Genomic DNA, 18,593 nt, shown 5'->3' with positions numbered 1-18,593 from the left:
CGTTCTTTTTCGCTATGAGTGCTGACTTTTGAATCCTTTGGAGTTGGCTTTGATGTCTGGTTTTCCTTGTTCTCCCTTCAATCGGTTGTTTTCATCTTTCAACCGTTGATTCTCTGACTCCAAGTCTTTGACTTTTAATTGTAATTGCTCTATTAGGTTCAGTAAGAGCTCTACTGTCTGACGCATTGATTGGTCTGCAATACCTGAGGGGTCGATGGTTTGCAGTATATTGGAGGATGACTTGTCTTGTGAAATAGTCTTTGGCGTCATGTGTCCTATTTTATAACACTTTGTGCACTCTGCTTACTTTTTTTCCTCTGCTACCCCGAATTATTGAGCGGATACTTTTTGTGGTTGTAATTTATTCATCTTTTTGTGACAATCAAGTATTGCATATAATTATATCATAACCTTGATAATGATTTAGGATTGCTATATCTCTTTGCCAGATGAGTTAGTGCGTTACATTGACCAGCGTGTAGAAATCGCAGTCGGCTAGTTGAGGTTTTATTGCAAGCATGGCGCAAACAACAAGAACAACAGGCAATGGTAGAAGCCTGTTTATTGCTGGATGAACTGAGCGATGAATTAACCGATGAGGATGAAGCATGGCAGCAAGCAGCGATTACCGACTGGGAAGCATCTGCTGGCTGGTGACTTTACTTTATACCCAGATCCCCGAATTCTTAAAGAAGTCGAGGATCTATCCCGTAGGAATTTTCTTATAGGTTGTTTTTGTTTTTATAGCGTTGACTGAATCTTGTTTCATTTCTATAAATCTCTTTTCGGCGAGTTCTTCGACCTGGGGAGTGTAGTCTTTTCTAGAAAATACAGGACTGATGAGTGTAGGATAGGCTTTGATCCCCACAGATTGTATTTGAGGATTTTCGATCATTTCTGAAGCTTGTTGTATCAGAAGATCGAAAGCCAGCTTATAACTATAAGCTTTTACCTCCGACAAAGATTGAAATTCAAAGGGATTTTGTATTCTGACAGCCCGAATAATAGGGCCAGTATCTACGCCTTCATCTACATAATGAACAGACGCTCCAGCAACTCGTTTAAATTCTTCAATATCACCACGAGATGCCATATTTTCGACAGCAAACATACCCCTTGCATAAGGAAGAACAGCAGAATGAGCATTAATAATGTTACCTTCTGTCAATTCAATCCACCAAGGACTAAGAATCTTATCCAAAAACACAAACATACAAATCTTACCTTCATTTTTACATTCTATTTGTAGCCACTCCTTCACTTTTTCACTATTTATAGTTTTACCTAAAAAGATACTTTTTTGAAATGAGTTTTGTGCCAATGCAGGTATTCCAAATAATCTTATCATAGCTTCTTCCGTCTTACTAAGTCCACCATATAATGTTTGGATTTCCTGTAGAGAATCACTTGTTAAAAGTTTTTCCTTCTGATGTAATTGATGAAATCGCTCTTTACTCTGGTGTGAAGCATCATTTTTATCATCTCGTATGAGAATACCTCTAAAAAATGGGTTTCCTTGGAATTTGGTGTACCATTGTGACACTAAATAAGTTGGATGAAAGCTATTTTCAGTCATTAAGAAAAAATTACAAGGCTGATTGTTTGTTTTCACGGTTAGTATGAACCTCTATTGATTTAAATTACAGTTTAGTTAACGGCTGCAAGCTGATAATTTTTCTTGATATATAGACATATCAAAAAACTGATTGTTTCTCCCTCCGATCGACGATATTTCTAGTTGATTTTTATAATGTTTTGCTGGGATTTTTGGGACGTAGCGACAACATCAACACTGTACTAACAATACATAGTCCACCGATACCTTCAAAAAGACTCAGTGGTAAGCGAAGCCAAATAACTGATGCAGCTACAGCCGACAAAGGCTCTGCACTGGCTAATAAACTGGCTTCTGTAGGTGTAATGTATCGAAGACTGTCTATATAGAGATAAAAAGCGATTGCTGTGCCAAATACAATCACAAAACTTACTAACAAACCAGTAATTACAGACCAATGTTGACCTTGAATTTGCCAAGGAGAAGCGATCGGGCATAATGCAATACCTCCTATAATCATGCCCCACCCAATGATTACTTCAGAACCCCAACGTTGTAGCAAACCTGATGGATATAATGTGTAAAATGCAAGTGCAATTGCAGAACTTAATCCCCATGCTATTGATGTGCTGGAGACAGACAACTGGTGAACAGATCCATTTGTTACGAGAAGAAATGTACCTAACAGGGCAAATCCTAGGGCTATAAACTCTTGATAATTCGGAATTCGATTGTACTTTATTGCTAAGTAAACCATAATAAATAATGGAGCCTGATATTGCAATAAGGTTGCTGTAGCAGCATTACCGGTTTGAATTGCCACGAAATAGGTATACTGTACTCCCAACATACCAATAATTCCAAAAATCACTAATCGAATCCGATCTTTGGGATCGTGCCACACAGCAAAAACTTGATGGAAATTCTTTCGGAAACATCCAGTTATTAATAACAATATTCCTGAGATTAGCAGGCGCATTGTTACCAGCCAACCAGGAGTAAATCCCTCATCTTGAAAAAGCCTTTGTGCCACCGTACCAGAAAGTCCCCATAAGGTGGCCCCCACCAGCACCATAATAAGTCCCTTATAACGTAATAACTTAATCTTTTTTGAGTCAGATGTGAGCATAGTTGTTAATCATTCCTTCAAGCAATACAAATTTTTTGTAGTTTTTTTGTTCAGATACTTAACATTCTTATCTTCCATAATACTTGTGGAATGTCATTTTGAGATGAGGGGTACCCCCCCCCCATCCCAGAAGCAATAACATCATGATATTATTGATAGAGAAAGCTCGAAAGTATGTAAAACAAAAACATCACATAAACTGTTTCTTCTCCATCCAAGACTTTTAAGAAATTTATGAATTTTTACGATGCACCAGATACGGAAACACCCTTAATTTTGTCTGAGAATTTCAAATCATCTTGCTCAGGTTTGATGATATCTCCATTGATTGCTGAAAACTGTTTGGAACTGGTTCTCGACAAAGTTTTTTGTAAATTAAACAATTTTTTGTCTTTGAAAGCAGATATATTTTTGAAGGTTGAAGGATTTAATCCAGCAGGGTCTATCAAAATAAAACCTGCTATACGTATGATAGAGGCTCTCGAAGAAAAAGGAGAGATATCACCGGATCGTACCCATATTATCGAATCTTCGTCTGGTAACTTAGGAGTGGCGGCTAGCCTAGCTTGTTCGACTAAAGGATATCGCTTTACCTGTATCAGCGATCCAAACATTTCGTCTAGGAATGAGAAATATATAAAATTGTTCGGAGCCGAGCTTGTAATTGTTAAAGATAGAGATAAAAATGGAGGATTTTTAAATAGCAGAATTGATTTAATTAAGCGATTGCTTAAAGAAAATAAAAATTTATTTTGGCTGAATCAATATGCGAACTGCGAGAACAAAAATGCACATTATCTGAGTACAGCACATTCAATTTTTGAAAGCTTTTCAGAGGTTGATTACTTATTTATTGGTGCAGGTACTACAGGTACATTAATGGGATGTGCTGAATACATTAGAGATCGCAAGCTAAAAACAAAAGTTATTGCAGTTGATACCTTTGGCTCGGTTACTTTCGATTTACCTTCTAGTAAAAGATATATTCCAGGACTAGGTACAAGTCGAAAACCAGAATTGGTAGATAAAAGTCTAATTGATGATATTGTAGTAGTTAAAGAAGAGGACACGATAAAAATGTGTCGATATTTACTACGCGAAAAAACATTTTTAGTCGGAGGTTCGACTGGAACAGTTTTGGCAGGCATCAAAGCTTATGCACATAAACTGGATGCAGCGAAAAGTATAGTAGCAATAAGTCCTGATTTAGGAGAGAGCTACCTAGATACAATTTATGACGATCGGTGGGTTTCGGAACGCTTTCCTCATTGCCTTAACGCAATATAAAGACCAATAAAAATTAATTCCATGAAAACAAACACCATAGAGCAAAATTTTACAGTTATTTCTGGTTCAGTAGTTAATGAAATACTCCAAACTAACTATGCGAATGTAATTGATTTAGTTCAAAAAGCATATCTTACTCATGGAGACAAAAACACCATAAACCCAGATAGTTATTTTTTGAAATATCCAGAAAAGCCAGAAGCGAGAATCATTGCTTTACCTGCACATTTGGGAGGAGAATTCAATATTTCAGGGATAAAATGGATTGCCAGTTTTCCCAAAAATATCGCCCATGGAATCCCTCGTGCATCTGCGGTGATTATTCTCAATGATTATGAAACTGGATATCCAATAGCCTGTCTTGAAGGCTCGATTATAAGTGCTTCTAGAACCGCCGCTTCAGCAGTTTTAGCAGCCCAAAATCTTATCAAACCAAAAACAGTCAAAAGATTGGGGATTGTTGGATGCGGACTAATTGCTCGTTATGTCTTGAAATTTTTGCTAAATACTGGTTGGACAATATCTGCACTAGATTTGTTTGACTTAGCTGATGAGTACAGTATGGCGATGAAAGAGTATGCTCAAGAGAGAGGAATCAAGGAAGTTCAAATCTCATCGACCAAAGAAAACCTGATTTCATCTTGTGATTTGATTAGTTTTACTACAACGGCTGATGCACCATATATTGACGATATTAGTGTCTTTTCCCACAATCCAATTATTTTGCATTTATCTTTGCGAGATTTATCATCAAAAATTATTCTTGAGTCAAACAACATTGTCGATGATGTAGATCACTGTTTAAAATCTGCAACATCTTTGCATCTTACCGAGCAAGAAGTTGGAAACCGAGATTTTGTTACAGGAACTATCGATCAACTTATTCAAGGAAAACTCACTTTAGACATACACAAGCCAACCGTATATTCGCCATTTGGTATGGGAATCCTTGATCTTGCTGTTGCTTATTATGTATATCAAAGGGCAGTCTTGGAAAAAATAACTGTTTCCATTCCAGATTTTTTTTACGAACCCACACGAATATAGATAACATATCGATTGCTATGATCGATCGACTGCTGAGAGTTGATTGACTGTTGTGGGTCGATCGCACAGGAGCGATCGGAACCTCCATAACCCATTAAATTAGAGCTGTGTGACTTTTTTGAGTTCAATATTTTCCACTCCGTTTAAGTCATTTATTAGCTAGAACTATCAAGATAGGACTAAAGTCCTCACTACAAACTTTTTGGGGGGAGTTTTTAACAATCTCCCCCCTTCTCCTTCAGCTCTAAAAATCTCTCAATTGAGCAGTTGTCACAGCAACTTCCTTAACCTGGGAACCCCGGCGCACCTTCAGTTTCAAAATTTGACCAATTTGGCTATTTTCCACCAAATTTTGCAACTGTTCGGGTTGAGTCACTTTCTGGCCCTCAATTTGAACGATCGCATCTCCTTTCCGAATCCCGGCTTTCTCAGCAGGCGTATTGGGTACAACTCGCATCACCAATACCCCTGTAACTTCGGGCACAATCAAAGGAGCATTGGGGTCAGAATTATTCTCTCTGGCCATTTCCGGAGTCAAAGCAATCATCTGAATCCCCAAAAACGGATGGCTGACTTGTTCTCCCTTGGCTAACTGGGCGTAGATGGCTTTCGCTTTGTCGATCGGAATCGCAAACCCAATACCCATTGCATCCGCCCGAATCGCCGTGTTGATGCCAATCACTTCTCCTCTGCTGTTCAACAGCGGCCCGCCGGAATTGCCGGGATTGATGGCGGCGTCGGTTTGAATGAAATCGAGGCGCTTGTCGGGAATGCCGACGGCTGCGCTCGATCGCTTCAAAGTGCTAATAATGCCTAAAGTGACGGTATTGTCAAATCCGAGGGGGTTGCCCACGGCGATCGCCCAATCACCGACTTTCACCGCATCGGAATCTCCCAGTGCTGCCACGGGCAAGTTAACACCTTTGGTATTAATTTTGACAACAGCCAAATCTGTTACTTCGTCAGTACCTTGGACTTCTCCTGGAAATGTCCGGCCGTCATTTAAGGTGACAGTTACTCGATCGGCTTTGTCAACCACGTGAGCATTGGTTAACACAATCCCGTTTTTGTCAATGATGAAGCCAGAACCTTGACCCCGCAAGTGTTCTTGTCTGGGCGTCATGCTCCGCAAATCTTCTCCCAAAAATCTGCGGAAGAAGGGGTCTTCCATTAAGGGGTCGAGGTTGCGGCTGACAGTGCGCTCGGTATCAATCCGGACAACAGCAGGCCCGACTCGATCGACTGCCGCCGTCACAAAACTGCTGGTATCTGCCGCCACAGCCACCGGGAGTTCCGGGCTCCGCAGCGCTAGCATTTGCGGATTTGGGAGAGTTGCTGGGGAACTCCAATGTACTTGCTGCACGGCTTTTTTGGGCTGTTCCTGCCAGTTGGGCGGATTTTTGCCGTCTGCGGCAGAAGCGGGTGCAGCATTGATGAAGAGAGCGCTCAGGGCGATCGTCATTGCTAAAATGAGTCCGAACCAGCGATCGGTGCGGGGTGCGGAGCCAAAAAACTTAAATAGTCGCATAGCGTCAATCTTTGTTAGTCTGGGTTATTCTGGTAAAGGCGTGCGATCGAGCGGAGTCAATAATCGCCCGCTATGAAGATCCTAAATATATTTAGCTGAAACAGCATTCATCCCCGCGCTCTACCTGTACAATCCGTGAGCGACGGGATGAATGCGCGATCGTCCGCCGATTGCACCCGCGCACAAGGCGCTCTCGTCACAGCCAGCGGGAGATGCGCGGGTGTATGAGCAGGCGAACAAAATCCCTTGATTGGTCTGTATCTGTGTTATCATATGTAAGCATTTTGTGATAAAAGCATCGTGTTAAAAGCAGTCAAAGTCAGAATCTATCCTACCCAAGAACAGCAGAGTCATTTGGCAGGGGCTTTTGGCTGTGTTCGATGGGTGTGGAATCAATCTCTGGCTACCATGTCCCAAACCTATAAGGAGACTGGGAAAGGTATATCGGCTTTGATGATGAAGAAACAGATTCCAGTATGGAAGACTGAGCATGAATGGCTCAAAGAGTGTTATTCGCAATGCCTCCAGTCCTCTGTACTTAATCTGTCCCAAGCTTTTATCAATTTCTTTGATGGCCGAACAGGATATCCGACCTTCAAGAAACGTCAAGGTAGACAATCAATGCAGTACCCTCAGAACGTTAAAATTCTGAGCGATACTGAGATTAAATTCCCTGGTAATCTTGGAGTGGTTGAGGCTAAAATTCATCGCGCTCTTGTTGGTAAATTAAGGACTGTGACGGTATCTAGAATGCCTGATGGTCGTTATTACGCCTCCCTACTGATGGATGATGGTATAGAAAACCCAGTCGCTAATGAAGATGGTAGAGCCATTGGTATTGACCTCGGTTTACTAGACTTTGTAGTTACATCTAATGGCTCGAAATACCAGAACCCTCGACATTTGAAGAAGCACGAACGTAACCTCAAACGCAAACAGCGTAAGTTATCCAGAAAAAAGGATCGAACTACCAACAGACGACGAAAGGCTTCAGGTGCTGTAGCCAAAGTCCACGGAAAAATAGCTAGAGTGCGTGAAGATTTCCGACACAAACTATCCCGTAAGATAGTTAACGAAAACCAAGTGATTGTGGTCGAGAATCTGGCAGTAAAGAACATGGTCAAAAATCACAATCTTGCCTTATCTATCAGTGATGCTGGCTGGGGAATATTCTGCACCATGCTTAAATATAAGGCAGAAGCAGAAGGCAAAGTCTATCTAGAAGTAGGTCGATTTTTTCCATCATCTCATCTGTGTTCTAATACTTTACTGTCGCTGCCAAAAATGGATCTATCTGTGCGTGAATTTGACTGTGCCCACTGTGGCAATCGACACGACAGAGACATTAACGCGGCAATCAATATTAAAAATGAAGGCTTACGGTTATTGACGTTGGGAACCAGCGTTACTGCCAAGGGAGGCAATGTAAGACCAAAACGATATGGGCAAAAATCCACTGTCGCCGAGGCTGTTGCCCTTGAACTTGGAAGCCCACACTCTACCCGCTTCGGGTAGAGTGTTGGGTCGTTCACACAGCTACAATACACGAGTCTGGAGCCAGCACAAACTCAACATATTCTCAATTCTAACGTGAAAAATTTCCCTAGTAATACCAGTTTCAAAAAAAGAATTAAACTGTAGTCCAGCGTTCTAAACCACTACGGAACAACTTATTCCCAAATCCCCAATCTCAAATCTCAAATCTCAAATCTCAAATCTCAAATGGCACAACCCTGATGATTATATCTGACACTTCTACTGACAAATCCGTACCCTCAAATTCCCACCACCACCATCACGACAATCAATCAGTCCACCCTCACCATCACGATGAAGAATCGATGCGACGGCTGGTTAATCGCTTATCTCGGATTGAGGGACACGTCCGGGGCATCAAAACCATGGTACAAGAAAACCGTCCCTGTCCCGAAGTTCTCGTGCAAGTTGCAGCAGTTCGAGGCGCGCTCGATCGCGTAGCAAGAATCATTCTTGACGAACATTTAACTCAGTGCATTGCCAGAGCCGCGAAAGAAGGCAATATCGATACCGAAATAGAAGAGTTGAAAGCTGCTTTGGATCGGTTTTTGCCTTAGTCGCTGCCATTTTTTTACATATACCAGCCCCGCCAGATGGTTAGGAAGTTCTGGCGTGCGCTTTCTTCATCCGATTAATTGCAAATAAAAGTCTCTCGCGACGATCGCTAAAGGCTGCCTTCTTCCTTCTTTTTCTCCTGAGGTAAGCCGTTATTGATGACTGATGACTGATGGTTGGGAAGTTCTGGCGCGCGATCGCTTTACTCATGCGATCAACTGCAAAGAAAAGTCTCTCGCGACGATAACTAAAGGCTGGCTTCTTCCTTCTTTTTATCCTGAAGCAAGCCGTTATTGATGACTGATGACTGATGACTGATGACTAATGACTTCTTCATTCTTCTATAACAAAACCTGCAAATTAGACACAACTTGCAAGTTATGAATTCGGGCGCATTGCTTAAGCATCTTTCACCAACCAGGGAAAACCATCAAATATTTTCCCCCTCAACCCAATCGGCACAACAGATAATTTATACGATCGGCAGTTGGTGAGAGCGATCTTAGTTCAAAAAGAAGTAGTGAGTTTTTAGTGACAACCAAAGTCATCAACAGCTTTAAACTCTGAGTATCAACAATTGGACGGTGATTAACCAGACTTGGGATGAACTGTCTATCTAAACTTTCGTCAACTTGCCTTTGAGCTGGTATCTGACTGTTGCGTAAACGGCCTTATAGGAAGCTTCTATGCTGTATTCCTGCTGCAACCACTCTTGAATTTCTCCATAGCTTTTAAAGCCTTTTTGGGGATCGCTGAGGCGCATTGCCAAACTAGCGCGGGCCAGAGGAGGAATCGCCGGCTTCCTGCCACCGCTGTGCTTGGTTTCCAGGAGTCCTTCAAGTCCATCAGATCTGTACTTTCTCAGCCACCGCTGCACAGTAATGCGGTTTACGCCGATCGTCATTGCCAATTCTTTAACTGTCTTAACGTGACAAATTTTGAACAGGTAAAGTGCTTGAATTTTTTGAAAGCCGCTTGCCGTTTTTTGTTCGGTTAACAGGCTTTTTAGTTCTTCTGTGGTCTCTGTGATGCTAAGTTTACATACTCCAGCCATATCAATTACCTCACGAGGATTCGCACTATACAATTGTTTTTTTTGACTGGGGAGAAAAATCTTCTCCCCTCCTAAATGCTCGCCTTTTGCTTGCCAAGAAAGGAATAGACAAGCTATCTCAATTAAACTTTTTCATGCCTGGACTTACTCAGATGCTCAGAAGCTTGTTTTTTTTTACCTGGAGCAAGGGCTGGAACGCGTCTTTTGGTGAAAGACCCGGTTTATGAGTCAGTTTGGTATTGGATGGCACAAGCATCATTGCTAATACTGATATCAGTTAACTGATCGACCGCAACATTAGCTGCAATAGTTGACTTTTAAGGAATACCATTTATTCTCTTTTTGTTAAACATATATCATGGTTTTTCTGGTGTTTTTTGGTAATTTTTGCGAATGTCTTGGCGATTTATAGCTAGCATATAACCTTGGTCTGTACGCTAGCTAGAAGCACATTTAGACACAGATTATCCTGCTCCCAGAAGTGTATTTCTGGCTTTCCCTTTGTGAGAAATCCTGAGACATTAGCACTCTGATGGGCCGAAGCGGATCGCGCCGAGTGACGGTGCAACCAACTTTCACGGCACGCGGGCAGGCCTCTGTGAAATTACTTGCTCGATCGCCAGTTGAGTAAAACACGTCTACCGTGGGATTGTCAAATTTTCAACATCACAGTACCACTATCGGCTATTTTCGCCTGCCTGTCGTGATCGAAAACGTTGCTTCTATGTGATACTACTAACATTAATTAGTGATCGTTATCACACAAATACTCAGTAACCTCAACTAGCCATAAAAAGTTATGGCCTCGATCGCACTTTCCAGCGAGAATTCTTTGATTTAGTTAGGAAGTACGATAACATTGACATTTTTGTTAAACATTTTTACCCAGGTGAACAAGCATCCTGTTTTGTCCTTCAACCTCCCCAAACGGTCTAGGGCAGTCTTGTACTGGGCGTGAATCTTTTAGCATCTCAAGTCTAAAATGGCAGAAGATCCGGTGCAAGCAGCTTGCGGAGAGTATTGTTCATTTAAAAGGTGTAGAGAAGCCAAAATGAACGTTGACGAATTGCTCAAGCTATACGGAATAGGAGAAAGAAATTTTAGTGGGGTCTACCTGCACGAAGTCTACCTCTACGAAGCAGAATTGATTGGAGTCAATCTGTCTGAAGCCGACTTGATTGGCTCCAATCTCAGCAAAGCCAAACTCAGCAGAGTCAACTTTGGCAAAGCCAATTTGTGCCAGATCAATTTGAGCAGAGCCGACTTAGCTGGAGCCGACTTCACCGAAGCACTTTTAGCTGAAGCTAACCTGTATCGAGCTGAGTTGATGGGAGCAAATCTTAGCAAAGCAGACTTAAGTGGAGCTTCCCTGATCCAAGCAAGTTTAATCGGAGCCAACATATCTCGGGCAACACTCTCTCGTACAGACTTGCACGGAGTAAACCTTTACGGAGTAAACTTGCGAAGGGCCGTTCTCACAGAAGCAGATTTAATTGGAGCCAACTTAACTAAAGTAGACCTCAGCGGAGCCGACTTAATGGGAGCGAGCCTAATTAGGGCAGATTTGACTGAAGCAATTTTAAGTGCCTCAGACTTAAGCGGGGCAAACCTGTTGGGAGCAAACCTGACAAAAGTTAACCTGAGCGGAGTATATCTTAAGGGTGCGACGATGCCTGACGGTACGATTCACGATTGATTAATTTACGTCTTAAATGTTATGGTTGGCGAGAACCAATACTAAGGGTAACATTTTTTTTGTTACCCTAATTTATTGATAGCAAAACGTTTATTTGAAACTCTGGTGAGACCTTCAACAGTTGACAGTTGACAGTTGACAGTTGACAGTTGACAGTTGACAGTTGACAGTTGACAGTTTGAGAGCGACCTCTACCTAGAAGGAAGAGGATTGGAGTAATGAATAGTCTGATTTTCATTTCTCCCTCAAAGGGTTGGGGCTTTCAACCAATTCTTTCTGGTGAATTTCAATGTATCAGTCCTGGACGGATTAAGGGCAAAGAAACCGGGTTTTTCACCTAATCTGTGGACTACAACGAAAGATTTTCCTAAAAAACCCGGTTTCTGACCACTCGTGCGTCAGCCCTATGTATGATGTCTGGGATAGATAGCTGAGAATCTGGCAATATTTAGCAATGTCTGCGATCTAGATTTTCAATTGCTGCGATAAAAGCTATTTTAGATTTATTAATTGGGATTTTGGATGCTTAAGATGAAACTCAGAATCATGGCTGCTGCAACGCTGCTGAGCGCGATCGCCCCTCTAGCCCCTGCACAGGCCGAGAACATTCAACACACGCAACAATTACTAGCCACCCGACAGTGCCCAAACTGCGACCTCAGCAGCGCTGGTCTGGTTTTAGCCAACTTAACAGGAGCAAATCTCAAAGGCGCTGACTTGAGATTGGCTAACCTCAGCCGAGCCAACCTCACTGGGGCAGATCTCAGCGGGGCAAACCTCAGCGGCACCAGTTTGTTTGGCGTCAACCTGACGGGAGCAAACCTGACGGGGGCAAACCTCAGCGGTGCTGACTTGAGAAGCGCCTATCTCAGCAACGCCAATTTAACTGACGCCAATTTAACTAACGCCCAACTGCTGGGTGCTAGAGGAATGCCAACTAATATTGGTACCGCAGAAGACTTCTACCGATTGGGAGTGCTGGAAGCTCAAGCGGGAAACTACAGAAACGCCATTGACTATTACAATCAAGCCCTGAATCTGAAATCGGATATAGCTGCGGTTTATTTTGCGCGCAGTATGTCTCGCGCTGACTTGGGAGACTTCGCCGGCGCGGCTCAAGATGTTGCAAGAGCAAACCAACTCTTTACCACTCAAGGAAATCCCCAAGGTCAGGAATTGTCAAAGCAGCTAGCAGAAGCAATTGTGGCCCGCCAAAAGCCAACGGAGCCGCGCACTGGGGGCGGCAGCTTTATGAGTATTCTGGAGTCGCTCACTTCTCTTCTGCTGAATTTTCTATAGTTGTTAGTAAGTTAACTGTTAACTGTTAACTTACTAATTCAGAGGAATCTCGATCCAGAACTCTGTACCCTGACCGGGTACAGAAACACACTTGAGTACCCCTTGGTGTTTCTCAACTACAATTTGATAACTGATAGACAGTCCTAAACCCGTCCCCCGACCGACGGGTTTAGTAGTAAAAAAGGGATTAAAAATGTGAGAAATTAACTCTTTGGGGATGCCGTGACCGTTGTCTGCAATGCAAATTCCTACTGTTTTTTCATCAATTAATTCGGTGCGAATCCGAATGCAAGGGGATGGTGAATCAGGTATCAAACACTCGGTATTGACCTTTATATCTACTGTCCCGACATCCAGTTGTTGCGAACTCAAATATGTCACGGCTGTACTTGCCCCTAGGGAGTTAACATTCACAACTCGATCTATTTGTCCCATTTCTATGGCGTCAATGGCATTGCCGATCAGATTCATAAATACCTGATTGAGCGAGCTGGCATAGCATTCAATTAAGGGCAAATTGCCGTATTCTTTAATGATTTCTACGGTGGCGCGATCCGACTGGGCTTTGATCCGGTGCTGCAAAATCAACAGGGTACTGTCGATGCCTTCGTGAATGTCAACGCCTTTCTTTTGAGCTTGATCGAGCCGGGAAAAATTGCGTAAAGATACAACTAACTGGCGGATGCGCTCAACTCCTACTTTCATAGAACCCAAAATTTTTGGCAAATCTGTGGCAAGAAATTCGATGTCGATTGCTTCGGCACACTCGCTAATTTCTGGGTTGGGATTGGGATAGTGCTGGCGGTAGAGATCCACCAAGCAGAGCAAATCTTTGCTGTATTCGCTGGCGTGGGAGAGATTGCCGTAGATAAAGTTAACGGGGTTATTGATTTCGTGGGCGACGCCGGCCACCAGTTGTCCGAGACTGGACATTTTCTCGGTTTGAATCAGTTGGGCTTGGGTATTGTTCAGTTCAGTGACGGTTTTAGCTAGTTGTTCGGCTTTTGTTCGATCGGCTGCTGCTGCATTCAGACTTTCTTGATAAAGTTCTGCTTGATGAATGGCGATCGCAGCTTGAGAGGCCAAATTTTGCAGTAACTCTTGTTCTGCGGTTGGCCAAACCCTCGGCCCAGAACACTCGTGGGCAATCAGCAACCCCCAACATTCGGCATCTTTGCCGATCATCGGCACAATTAAACTTGCCCTCACCTGCAAGTTTTCCAAAAATTCGCGGTGACAGGGCGTTAAATCCTCAGTATAAATATCATTAATTGCTCGCATCCGTCCCGATCGATAAAAGCAGTCTGAGTCTTCGGGAAAGCATTCATGTGGAGATTTGATACCTAAAATTGACTGCCAGTGGCCGCGAACAGCTTCAACAACTACCTCGCCGTGTTCGCAGGCACCAAATTGGAAAATTACCGTGCGATCGGTATTTAACAAAACTCTCACTTCCCGCACAATAGTTTGCAGTATGGTCTTTAAATCCAAGGTGCTGCGAATTTGGTCTCTGACTCGCGTCAATACTTGGGCAAACTCTAAGGATTTTTGCAATTGGGCGGTACGCTCTTGAACTTGGCGCTCTAAGTTGGCATTCAGGGCTTGCACTTCTTTATGAAGAAGGTACTGCCCAATTGCCGAACAAAATTGGCTGCCGATCGTTAAAGCTTGCTCGATCTCCTCCCATTTCCACTCGGGCGACTGACCTTTTTTGATTTCTCGCCAGACTTCAAAGGATTGTCTGGGAAGGATTTGTGCAACACTGCTGTCAAAGCGCCCCGCCCACATTTTTTCGGTATCAATTTCATTGCGAAAAACGGTCAAACAGCCAACTACTTGTTGTTGGTAGTGGAGGGGAATTACCAGCAAACCCCGAATTTGAGTTCCTTGGAAAGCTGGAACTAACACTCTAAATAGAGATTCTTTGTATAAGTCTGTAATTATCCAAGCCCAGAATTGGGAATTGGGAATTGGGAATTTGGGAAAATCGGGGGTATTTTTCAATCCTGTGGTTAGCCATTGTTGCCAGAGGGGATGAGCTTCGATCGCGCTGACTGTTTCCCAATGGGGAAGTGTCGGTTGAGTCCCTGTGACGAACAGTTCAAAGGTAGCATCGATCGCAGTAGGGGCAATGGGAAATCTTCGATCGATCTGGGGAACCGGTAACTGTTCGCTGTTGATTTTCCGGGGGTTGAGATAGAGTCGGCCGCCACTCCCCCCCAAAGCAGTGACAGTGGCTTCTAAAGCCTGTTGTAGTTGAATGTCGATCTGACCGTACAACAGGGCTGCGACGCGACTGACGGTGGCTTCCCGAGATGCTTGAGAGCGGGTTTTTTGGAGCAGGAGCGAGTGGCCGATGGCGATCGACAATTGATCTGCTACGAGCTGAACTACTTCTAAATCTGTGGATGAAATATTGCGGGGGGAGGAGTGGTGAGCCACTAACAGTCCCCACAGTTCGATGTGAGTTTGGCGATCGCTTCCAGGCTCGCATCTACTTACGCAGGCGGGGGCCTCGCAGATCTCTGTTTTGTTCTGTTGCGACACACTCCTGTGGTGCAAAATTGGCACGACTAAGGAAGATTGGACTCCCATTGCCATCAAGTAAGCTTTGTGGCAAGGATCGAGCGAGCGATAGTGGATTTCTTCATTTACTAAAGGTTGACCGGTATCCGCAGCATCAACGGGACTGAGGGCGATCGTCTCGGAGTTAACATCTACTATTGTCCGCTGGCGCATACGGACATACATCTCCCGCGCGCTGGGAGGAATGTCGTCTACTGGAAAATGGAGACCTTTCAAGGAAGGGAGATATATATTATTAATTGATTCGGCAACAACTTCTCCGCAGCCGTCGGCACTAAACCTGTAGATCATAATGCGATCTGTTTTCAGAAAAGACCGCACTTCTGCTACTGTACTGGTTAAAATATCTTCTAATTCTAGAGATTGGCGGATGCGTTCTGTGATTCGCCTTACCAAAACTTCTTTGTCTAGTTTATGATGTAATTCTTGCGTATTTTCTGTGATTTGCATAAATCTCCTTTGGCAATTATGGAATGATAATAAGAAGTTTTGATCTACATTCGCGATCGAACTCAACTTTACGAGCCTGAGTTTTTGACTAAACCGAGCTTTACTATTAATCCGTGGCGTACTGCTTAGTGACGACCGTGTATCCCCTGTGGCACCCTGAAGAACAAAAATCGGCGATCGCCTGTGGTGTATTCCTTGCCTTCTACAGACAGGGCGACTTAACCAAATGATAATTATTATTTTAATCCTCTTATCAATTTCTTGCAATCTTGAATTCTCAGTCTCAGAATTATTTATTTTTAGGATAAGTTGACATTAGTTTGTATAACTTCATATAATGATAGATTAATGTGAGTTTTGATCTGGCCCCGGGCGCTGACTAATTTCGCTTCGCACGCTCATCAGAATTTTACCCAAATGATTTTGGCCCGTTCCCTCGCAGCCGCACCCCCAGTAGTAATCTGTTGGCGAATCCTCCACAATCACTCGATCCCCTGTGGCGAGGAGAATAGCTTGAATGTCTGAATGAGTGAGAAACTTAGTTAAAACTGCCTCGCGCATAATGGGAATTTTTACCGCTTCCCAATCAGGGCGCATTTGGTGGTTTGGATCGCGGCCTAATTTGGCGGCTTCCTGAGGAGTTGGTACGGATTGAATTGCGGCCACTAATCTTTCATCAGCGCTACCGACAAATTTTTGGGCTTGATAGTAATGTTCCACAGTCAACCAATCTTGACCGTACAAGCAAATGTCGTGTAGTGAAAAATTGGAAAAGCAGCCGTAAGGATCCTCTACTTTATAAAAATAAATTATCATAATGATATTAGATATTAGATATTAAATTTTACATTTTCAATTTTACAGTATTGACGAAGGGAGCATCTAATTTTGATAAAAAGCATTTTTTATACCATTTATCGAAGAGTGTGCAACACTCTTCGACCCCCCCTAGCCCCCCCATGAATCAGGGGGGGAACAATAATACTGTTATTTCGTTGAAAATTGGTATTATTTGAGTGTTGTCCCGCTCGCACTCAAATAAAAAGCTGAGATACTCGCTTGACGAATTGCACTTGTGCATTTAAATTGTATATTTCGATCGTCATCAAAAATCGTTAATTCGTTTCTTTATATCGCCTTCTATGCCTCTCAATCGCCAGAGAAATCGATCTGGCGCAGCAGCTTCTCTGATGATGTGCGGTGCGCGCCCTAGGAGTACAAGTCAAAGAACTCAGTTGTTATTGTCTGACGCGGTTGCAAGTGGGGATTTCATGAAAAAATTATGATTCCGATGCTGAGGCAACGGAAACGATGTAATTTCTATTGTAATTAACGATCGAGAATTGGGAATGAGGAATCGATCGCCAGAAATTGGGATTTAAGAATACATATAGCCTTTCGATCCCCCATATGAGGTACTCATGGGCATAGGGCTCCGTGGGCATAGGGCTCCGTGGGCATAGGGCTCCGTGGGCATAGGCCAAACCGGGCATAGGGCATACCTCACTTTTTTGAGAAAGGCTATACTTTATTTTCCTTTTTCCGGCTAAGATTGCTGCACTTTCCCCATGCCCAATTTCTCAGACTCTAAACTGTCGTGATGTCTTTCTCTTTCGATGCCAGAACATCTTCTATTTTGGCAATGTACTTGTCCGTCAGTTTTTGAATTTTATCTTGCAAGTCTCGCGATTCATCTTTAGAGATATCGCTGCTTTTTTCTTGCTTGCGAATCGAGTCAACGGCATCGCGACGGATATTGCGAATTGCGACTTTACCTTCTTCGGCAAACTTCGAGGCCATTTTGACGAATTCTTGGCGTCTTTCGCTTGTAAGCGGTGGAATGTTCAAGCGAATAACTGAACCGTCGTTGTTAGGTACGAGGCCTACATCGGACAGGGAAATTGCTTTTTCGATTGAGGTAAGCGCTGTGCGATCGAACGGTTGAATGTTGATCGTTGTCGCATCCGGGGTTCCGATATTGGCAAGGGATTTGATCGGAGTTGGAGCTCCGTAATAATCTACCATGACTCGATCGAGGAGGGAGGCGTTGGCCCGTCCCGTCCTGATAGTATTAAAAGACCGTTGAGTAGCCTCAACTGCCTTTTGCATATGATCTTCTGCTTCAGCTAACTTCACAAAATCCTCCGACAAGAGTTCCAATAGATTCTCCCATTACGGCTCGGTAGATGTTGCCCGATACCGAGAGGTCAAATACCATAATAGGAATATTATTTTCTTTGCACAGGGCGATCGCGGTACTGTCCATCACCCGCAAGTCTTGGTTCAAGACGTGGGCGTAGGTGAGGGTTTGATACCTGCGTGCGTCTGGGTTGACGTGGGGGTCAGAATCGTACACCCCATCTACCTTCGTCGCTTTAAAAATCACCTCTGCATCAATTTCAGCCGCCCGCAAAGCGGCTGTAGTATCAGTAGTAAAGAAAGGATTACCAGAACCGGCACCAAAAATCACTACCCGTTTTTTTTCCAAGTGACGAATGGCGCGCCGCCGAATGTAGGGTTCAGCTACTTCTTGCATGGCGATCGCCGATTGTACCCTTGTTGGCACTCCTGCTTGTTCCAGTGCATCCTGCAAAGTGATAGCATTCATTACCGTAGCAATCATGCCCACGTAGTCGGCTGTTGCCCGATCCATCCCTGCCGAAGCAGCTTTCACGCCACGAAAAATATTGCCGCCGCCGACAACGATCGCGATTTGAATCCCTTCGGAAACGACTTTCGCCACTTCCTGGGCGATCGACCCAACGACTACCGGATCGATACCGTAGCCCAAGCTACCCATCAGCGCTTCACCGCTGAGCTTCAGCAAAACCCGCTGATAAACCATCCCCATGCCGCCACTATTTTTTACTC

Annotated in this window: 18 protein-coding genes; 8 read left to right on the top strand and 10 right to left on the bottom strand. The window is 43.6% G+C overall.

Annotated elements, in window-relative coordinates:
* Positions 1 to 12: 12 nt before the first annotated feature.
* Positions 13 to 270 (bottom strand): hypothetical protein, encoded by a 258-nt coding sequence (locus JGK22_RS24025; protein ID WP_293191573.1) that lies wholly within the window; start codon positions 268 to 270, stop codon positions 13 to 15.
* A 240-nt stretch (positions 271 to 510) separates the two neighbouring features.
* Here JGK22_RS24025 and JGK22_RS24020 point away from each other — a divergent pair, with 240 nt between their 5' ends.
* A complete protein-coding gene (locus JGK22_RS24020; protein ID WP_293175479.1) occupies positions 511 to 657 on the top strand; it encodes a hypothetical protein in 147 nt (48 codons plus the stop codon).
* 46 nt (positions 658 to 703) lie between these two features.
* On the opposite strand, the gene JGK22_RS24015 is transcribed toward JGK22_RS24020, so the two are convergent.
* Together JGK22_RS24015 and JGK22_RS24010 are read right to left on the bottom strand one after the other, a co-directional pair.
* Positions 704 to 1,612: a formyltransferase family protein gene (locus JGK22_RS24015; protein WP_293191572.1), complete on the bottom strand. Its 909-nt coding sequence runs from the start codon at positions 1,610 to 1,612 to the stop codon at positions 704 to 706.
* 133 nt (positions 1,613 to 1,745) lie between these two features.
* Positions 1,746 to 2,684, bottom strand: coding sequence for a DMT family transporter (locus JGK22_RS24010; RefSeq protein WP_293191571.1), 939 nt, complete (start codon positions 2,682 to 2,684; stop codon positions 1,746 to 1,748).
* 234 nt (positions 2,685 to 2,918) lie between these two features.
* Here JGK22_RS24010 and sbnA point away from each other — a divergent pair, with 234 nt between their 5' ends.
* On the top strand, positions 2,919 to 3,971 hold the full coding sequence (gene sbnA, locus JGK22_RS24005) for a 2,3-diaminopropionate biosynthesis protein SbnA (RefSeq protein ID WP_293191570.1): 1,053 nt from the start codon (positions 2,919 to 2,921) through the stop codon (positions 3,969 to 3,971).
* 21 nt (positions 3,972 to 3,992) lie between these two features.
* Positions 3,993 to 5,018 (top strand): 2,3-diaminopropionate biosynthesis protein SbnB, encoded by a 1,026-nt coding sequence (sbnB, locus tag JGK22_RS24000; protein WP_293175487.1) that lies wholly within the window; start codon positions 3,993 to 3,995, stop codon positions 5,016 to 5,018.
* A 244-nt stretch (positions 5,019 to 5,262) separates the two neighbouring features.
* Here the strand turns inward: sbnB and JGK22_RS23995 are convergent, their stop codons facing one another.
* Positions 5,263 to 6,546, bottom strand: a complete 1,284-nt coding sequence (locus JGK22_RS23995; RefSeq protein WP_293212433.1) for an HhoA/HhoB/HtrA family serine endopeptidase — start codon at positions 6,544 to 6,546, stop codon at positions 5,263 to 5,265.
* Positions 6,547 to 6,846: 300 nt separating this feature from the next.
* On the opposite strand from JGK22_RS23995, the gene JGK22_RS23990 reads away from it, so the two are divergent.
* Both JGK22_RS23990 and JGK22_RS23985 read left to right on the top strand, forming a co-directional pair.
* Entirely contained in the window at positions 6,847 to 8,061 is a 1,215-nt protein-coding gene (locus JGK22_RS23990) for an RNA-guided endonuclease TnpB family protein (protein ID WP_293207527.1), read from the top strand.
* 221 nt (positions 8,062 to 8,282) lie between these two features.
* Complete coding sequence (locus tag JGK22_RS23985) at positions 8,283 to 8,639, top strand: metal-sensitive transcriptional regulator (RefSeq protein ID WP_293175491.1); 357 nt, start codon at positions 8,283 to 8,285, stop codon at positions 8,637 to 8,639.
* A gap of 40 nt (positions 8,640 to 8,679) precedes the next feature.
* Here JGK22_RS23985 and JGK22_RS23980 read toward each other — a convergent pair whose 3' ends face one another.
* Both JGK22_RS23980 and JGK22_RS23975 read right to left on the bottom strand, forming a co-directional pair.
* A complete protein-coding gene (locus JGK22_RS23980) occupies positions 8,680 to 8,847 on the bottom strand; it encodes a hypothetical protein (protein ID WP_293175493.1) in 168 nt (55 codons plus the stop codon).
* Between the two features lie 406 nt (positions 8,848 to 9,253).
* Positions 9,254 to 9,691, bottom strand: a complete 438-nt coding sequence (locus tag JGK22_RS23975; protein WP_293175495.1) for a helix-turn-helix domain-containing protein — start codon at positions 9,689 to 9,691, stop codon at positions 9,254 to 9,256.
* A gap of 1,051 nt (positions 9,692 to 10,742) precedes the next feature.
* Here JGK22_RS23975 and JGK22_RS23970 point away from each other — a divergent pair.
* From JGK22_RS23970 to JGK22_RS23960, 3 genes are all read left to right on the top strand, one after another.
* The gene (locus JGK22_RS23970; RefSeq protein ID WP_293175497.1) at positions 10,743 to 11,387 is read left to right on the top strand and encodes a pentapeptide repeat-containing protein; all 645 of its coding nucleotides are present in this window, start codon (positions 10,743 to 10,745) and stop codon (positions 11,385 to 11,387) included.
* Positions 11,388 to 11,605: 218 nt separating this feature from the next.
* Complete coding sequence (locus JGK22_RS23965; protein ID WP_293175499.1) at positions 11,606 to 11,728, top strand: hypothetical protein; 123 nt, start codon at positions 11,606 to 11,608, stop codon at positions 11,726 to 11,728.
* Positions 11,729 to 11,918: 190 nt separating this feature from the next.
* On the top strand, positions 11,919 to 12,686 hold the full coding sequence (locus tag JGK22_RS23960; RefSeq protein ID WP_293175501.1) for a pentapeptide repeat-containing protein: 768 nt from the start codon (positions 11,919 to 11,921) through the stop codon (positions 12,684 to 12,686).
* Positions 12,687 to 12,719: 33 nt separating this feature from the next.
* Here JGK22_RS23960 and JGK22_RS23955 read toward each other — a convergent pair whose 3' ends face one another.
* From JGK22_RS23955 to pyrH, 4 genes are all read right to left on the bottom strand, one after another.
* On the bottom strand, positions 12,720 to 15,722 hold the full coding sequence (locus JGK22_RS23955; RefSeq protein ID WP_293207529.1) for a GAF domain-containing protein: 3,003 nt from the start codon (positions 15,720 to 15,722) through the stop codon (positions 12,720 to 12,722).
* A gap of 345 nt (positions 15,723 to 16,067) precedes the next feature.
* Entirely contained in the window at positions 16,068 to 16,538 is a 471-nt protein-coding gene (locus JGK22_RS23950) for an NADAR family protein (RefSeq protein WP_293175505.1), read from the bottom strand.
* Positions 16,539 to 17,309: 771 nt separating this feature from the next.
* Positions 17,310 to 17,858: a ribosome recycling factor gene (gene frr / locus JGK22_RS23945; protein WP_293175508.1), complete on the bottom strand. Its 549-nt coding sequence runs from the start codon at positions 17,856 to 17,858 to the stop codon at positions 17,310 to 17,312.
* On the bottom strand, positions 17,845 to 18,573 hold the full coding sequence (gene pyrH, locus JGK22_RS23940; RefSeq protein WP_293156721.1) for a UMP kinase: 729 nt from the start codon (positions 18,571 to 18,573) through the stop codon (positions 17,845 to 17,847). Before pyrH ends, frr begins: the two co-directional genes overlap by 14 nt.
* Positions 18,574 to 18,593 lie beyond the last annotated feature (20 nt).

The sequence above is a fragment of the Microcoleus sp. PH2017_08_TRC_O_A genome (assembly GCF_020738665.1).
In the GTDB taxonomy this organism is placed as follows: domain Bacteria; phylum Cyanobacteriota; class Cyanobacteriia; order Cyanobacteriales; family Microcoleaceae; genus Microcoleus.
This window is presented reverse-complemented; position numbering and strand designations above follow the sequence as displayed.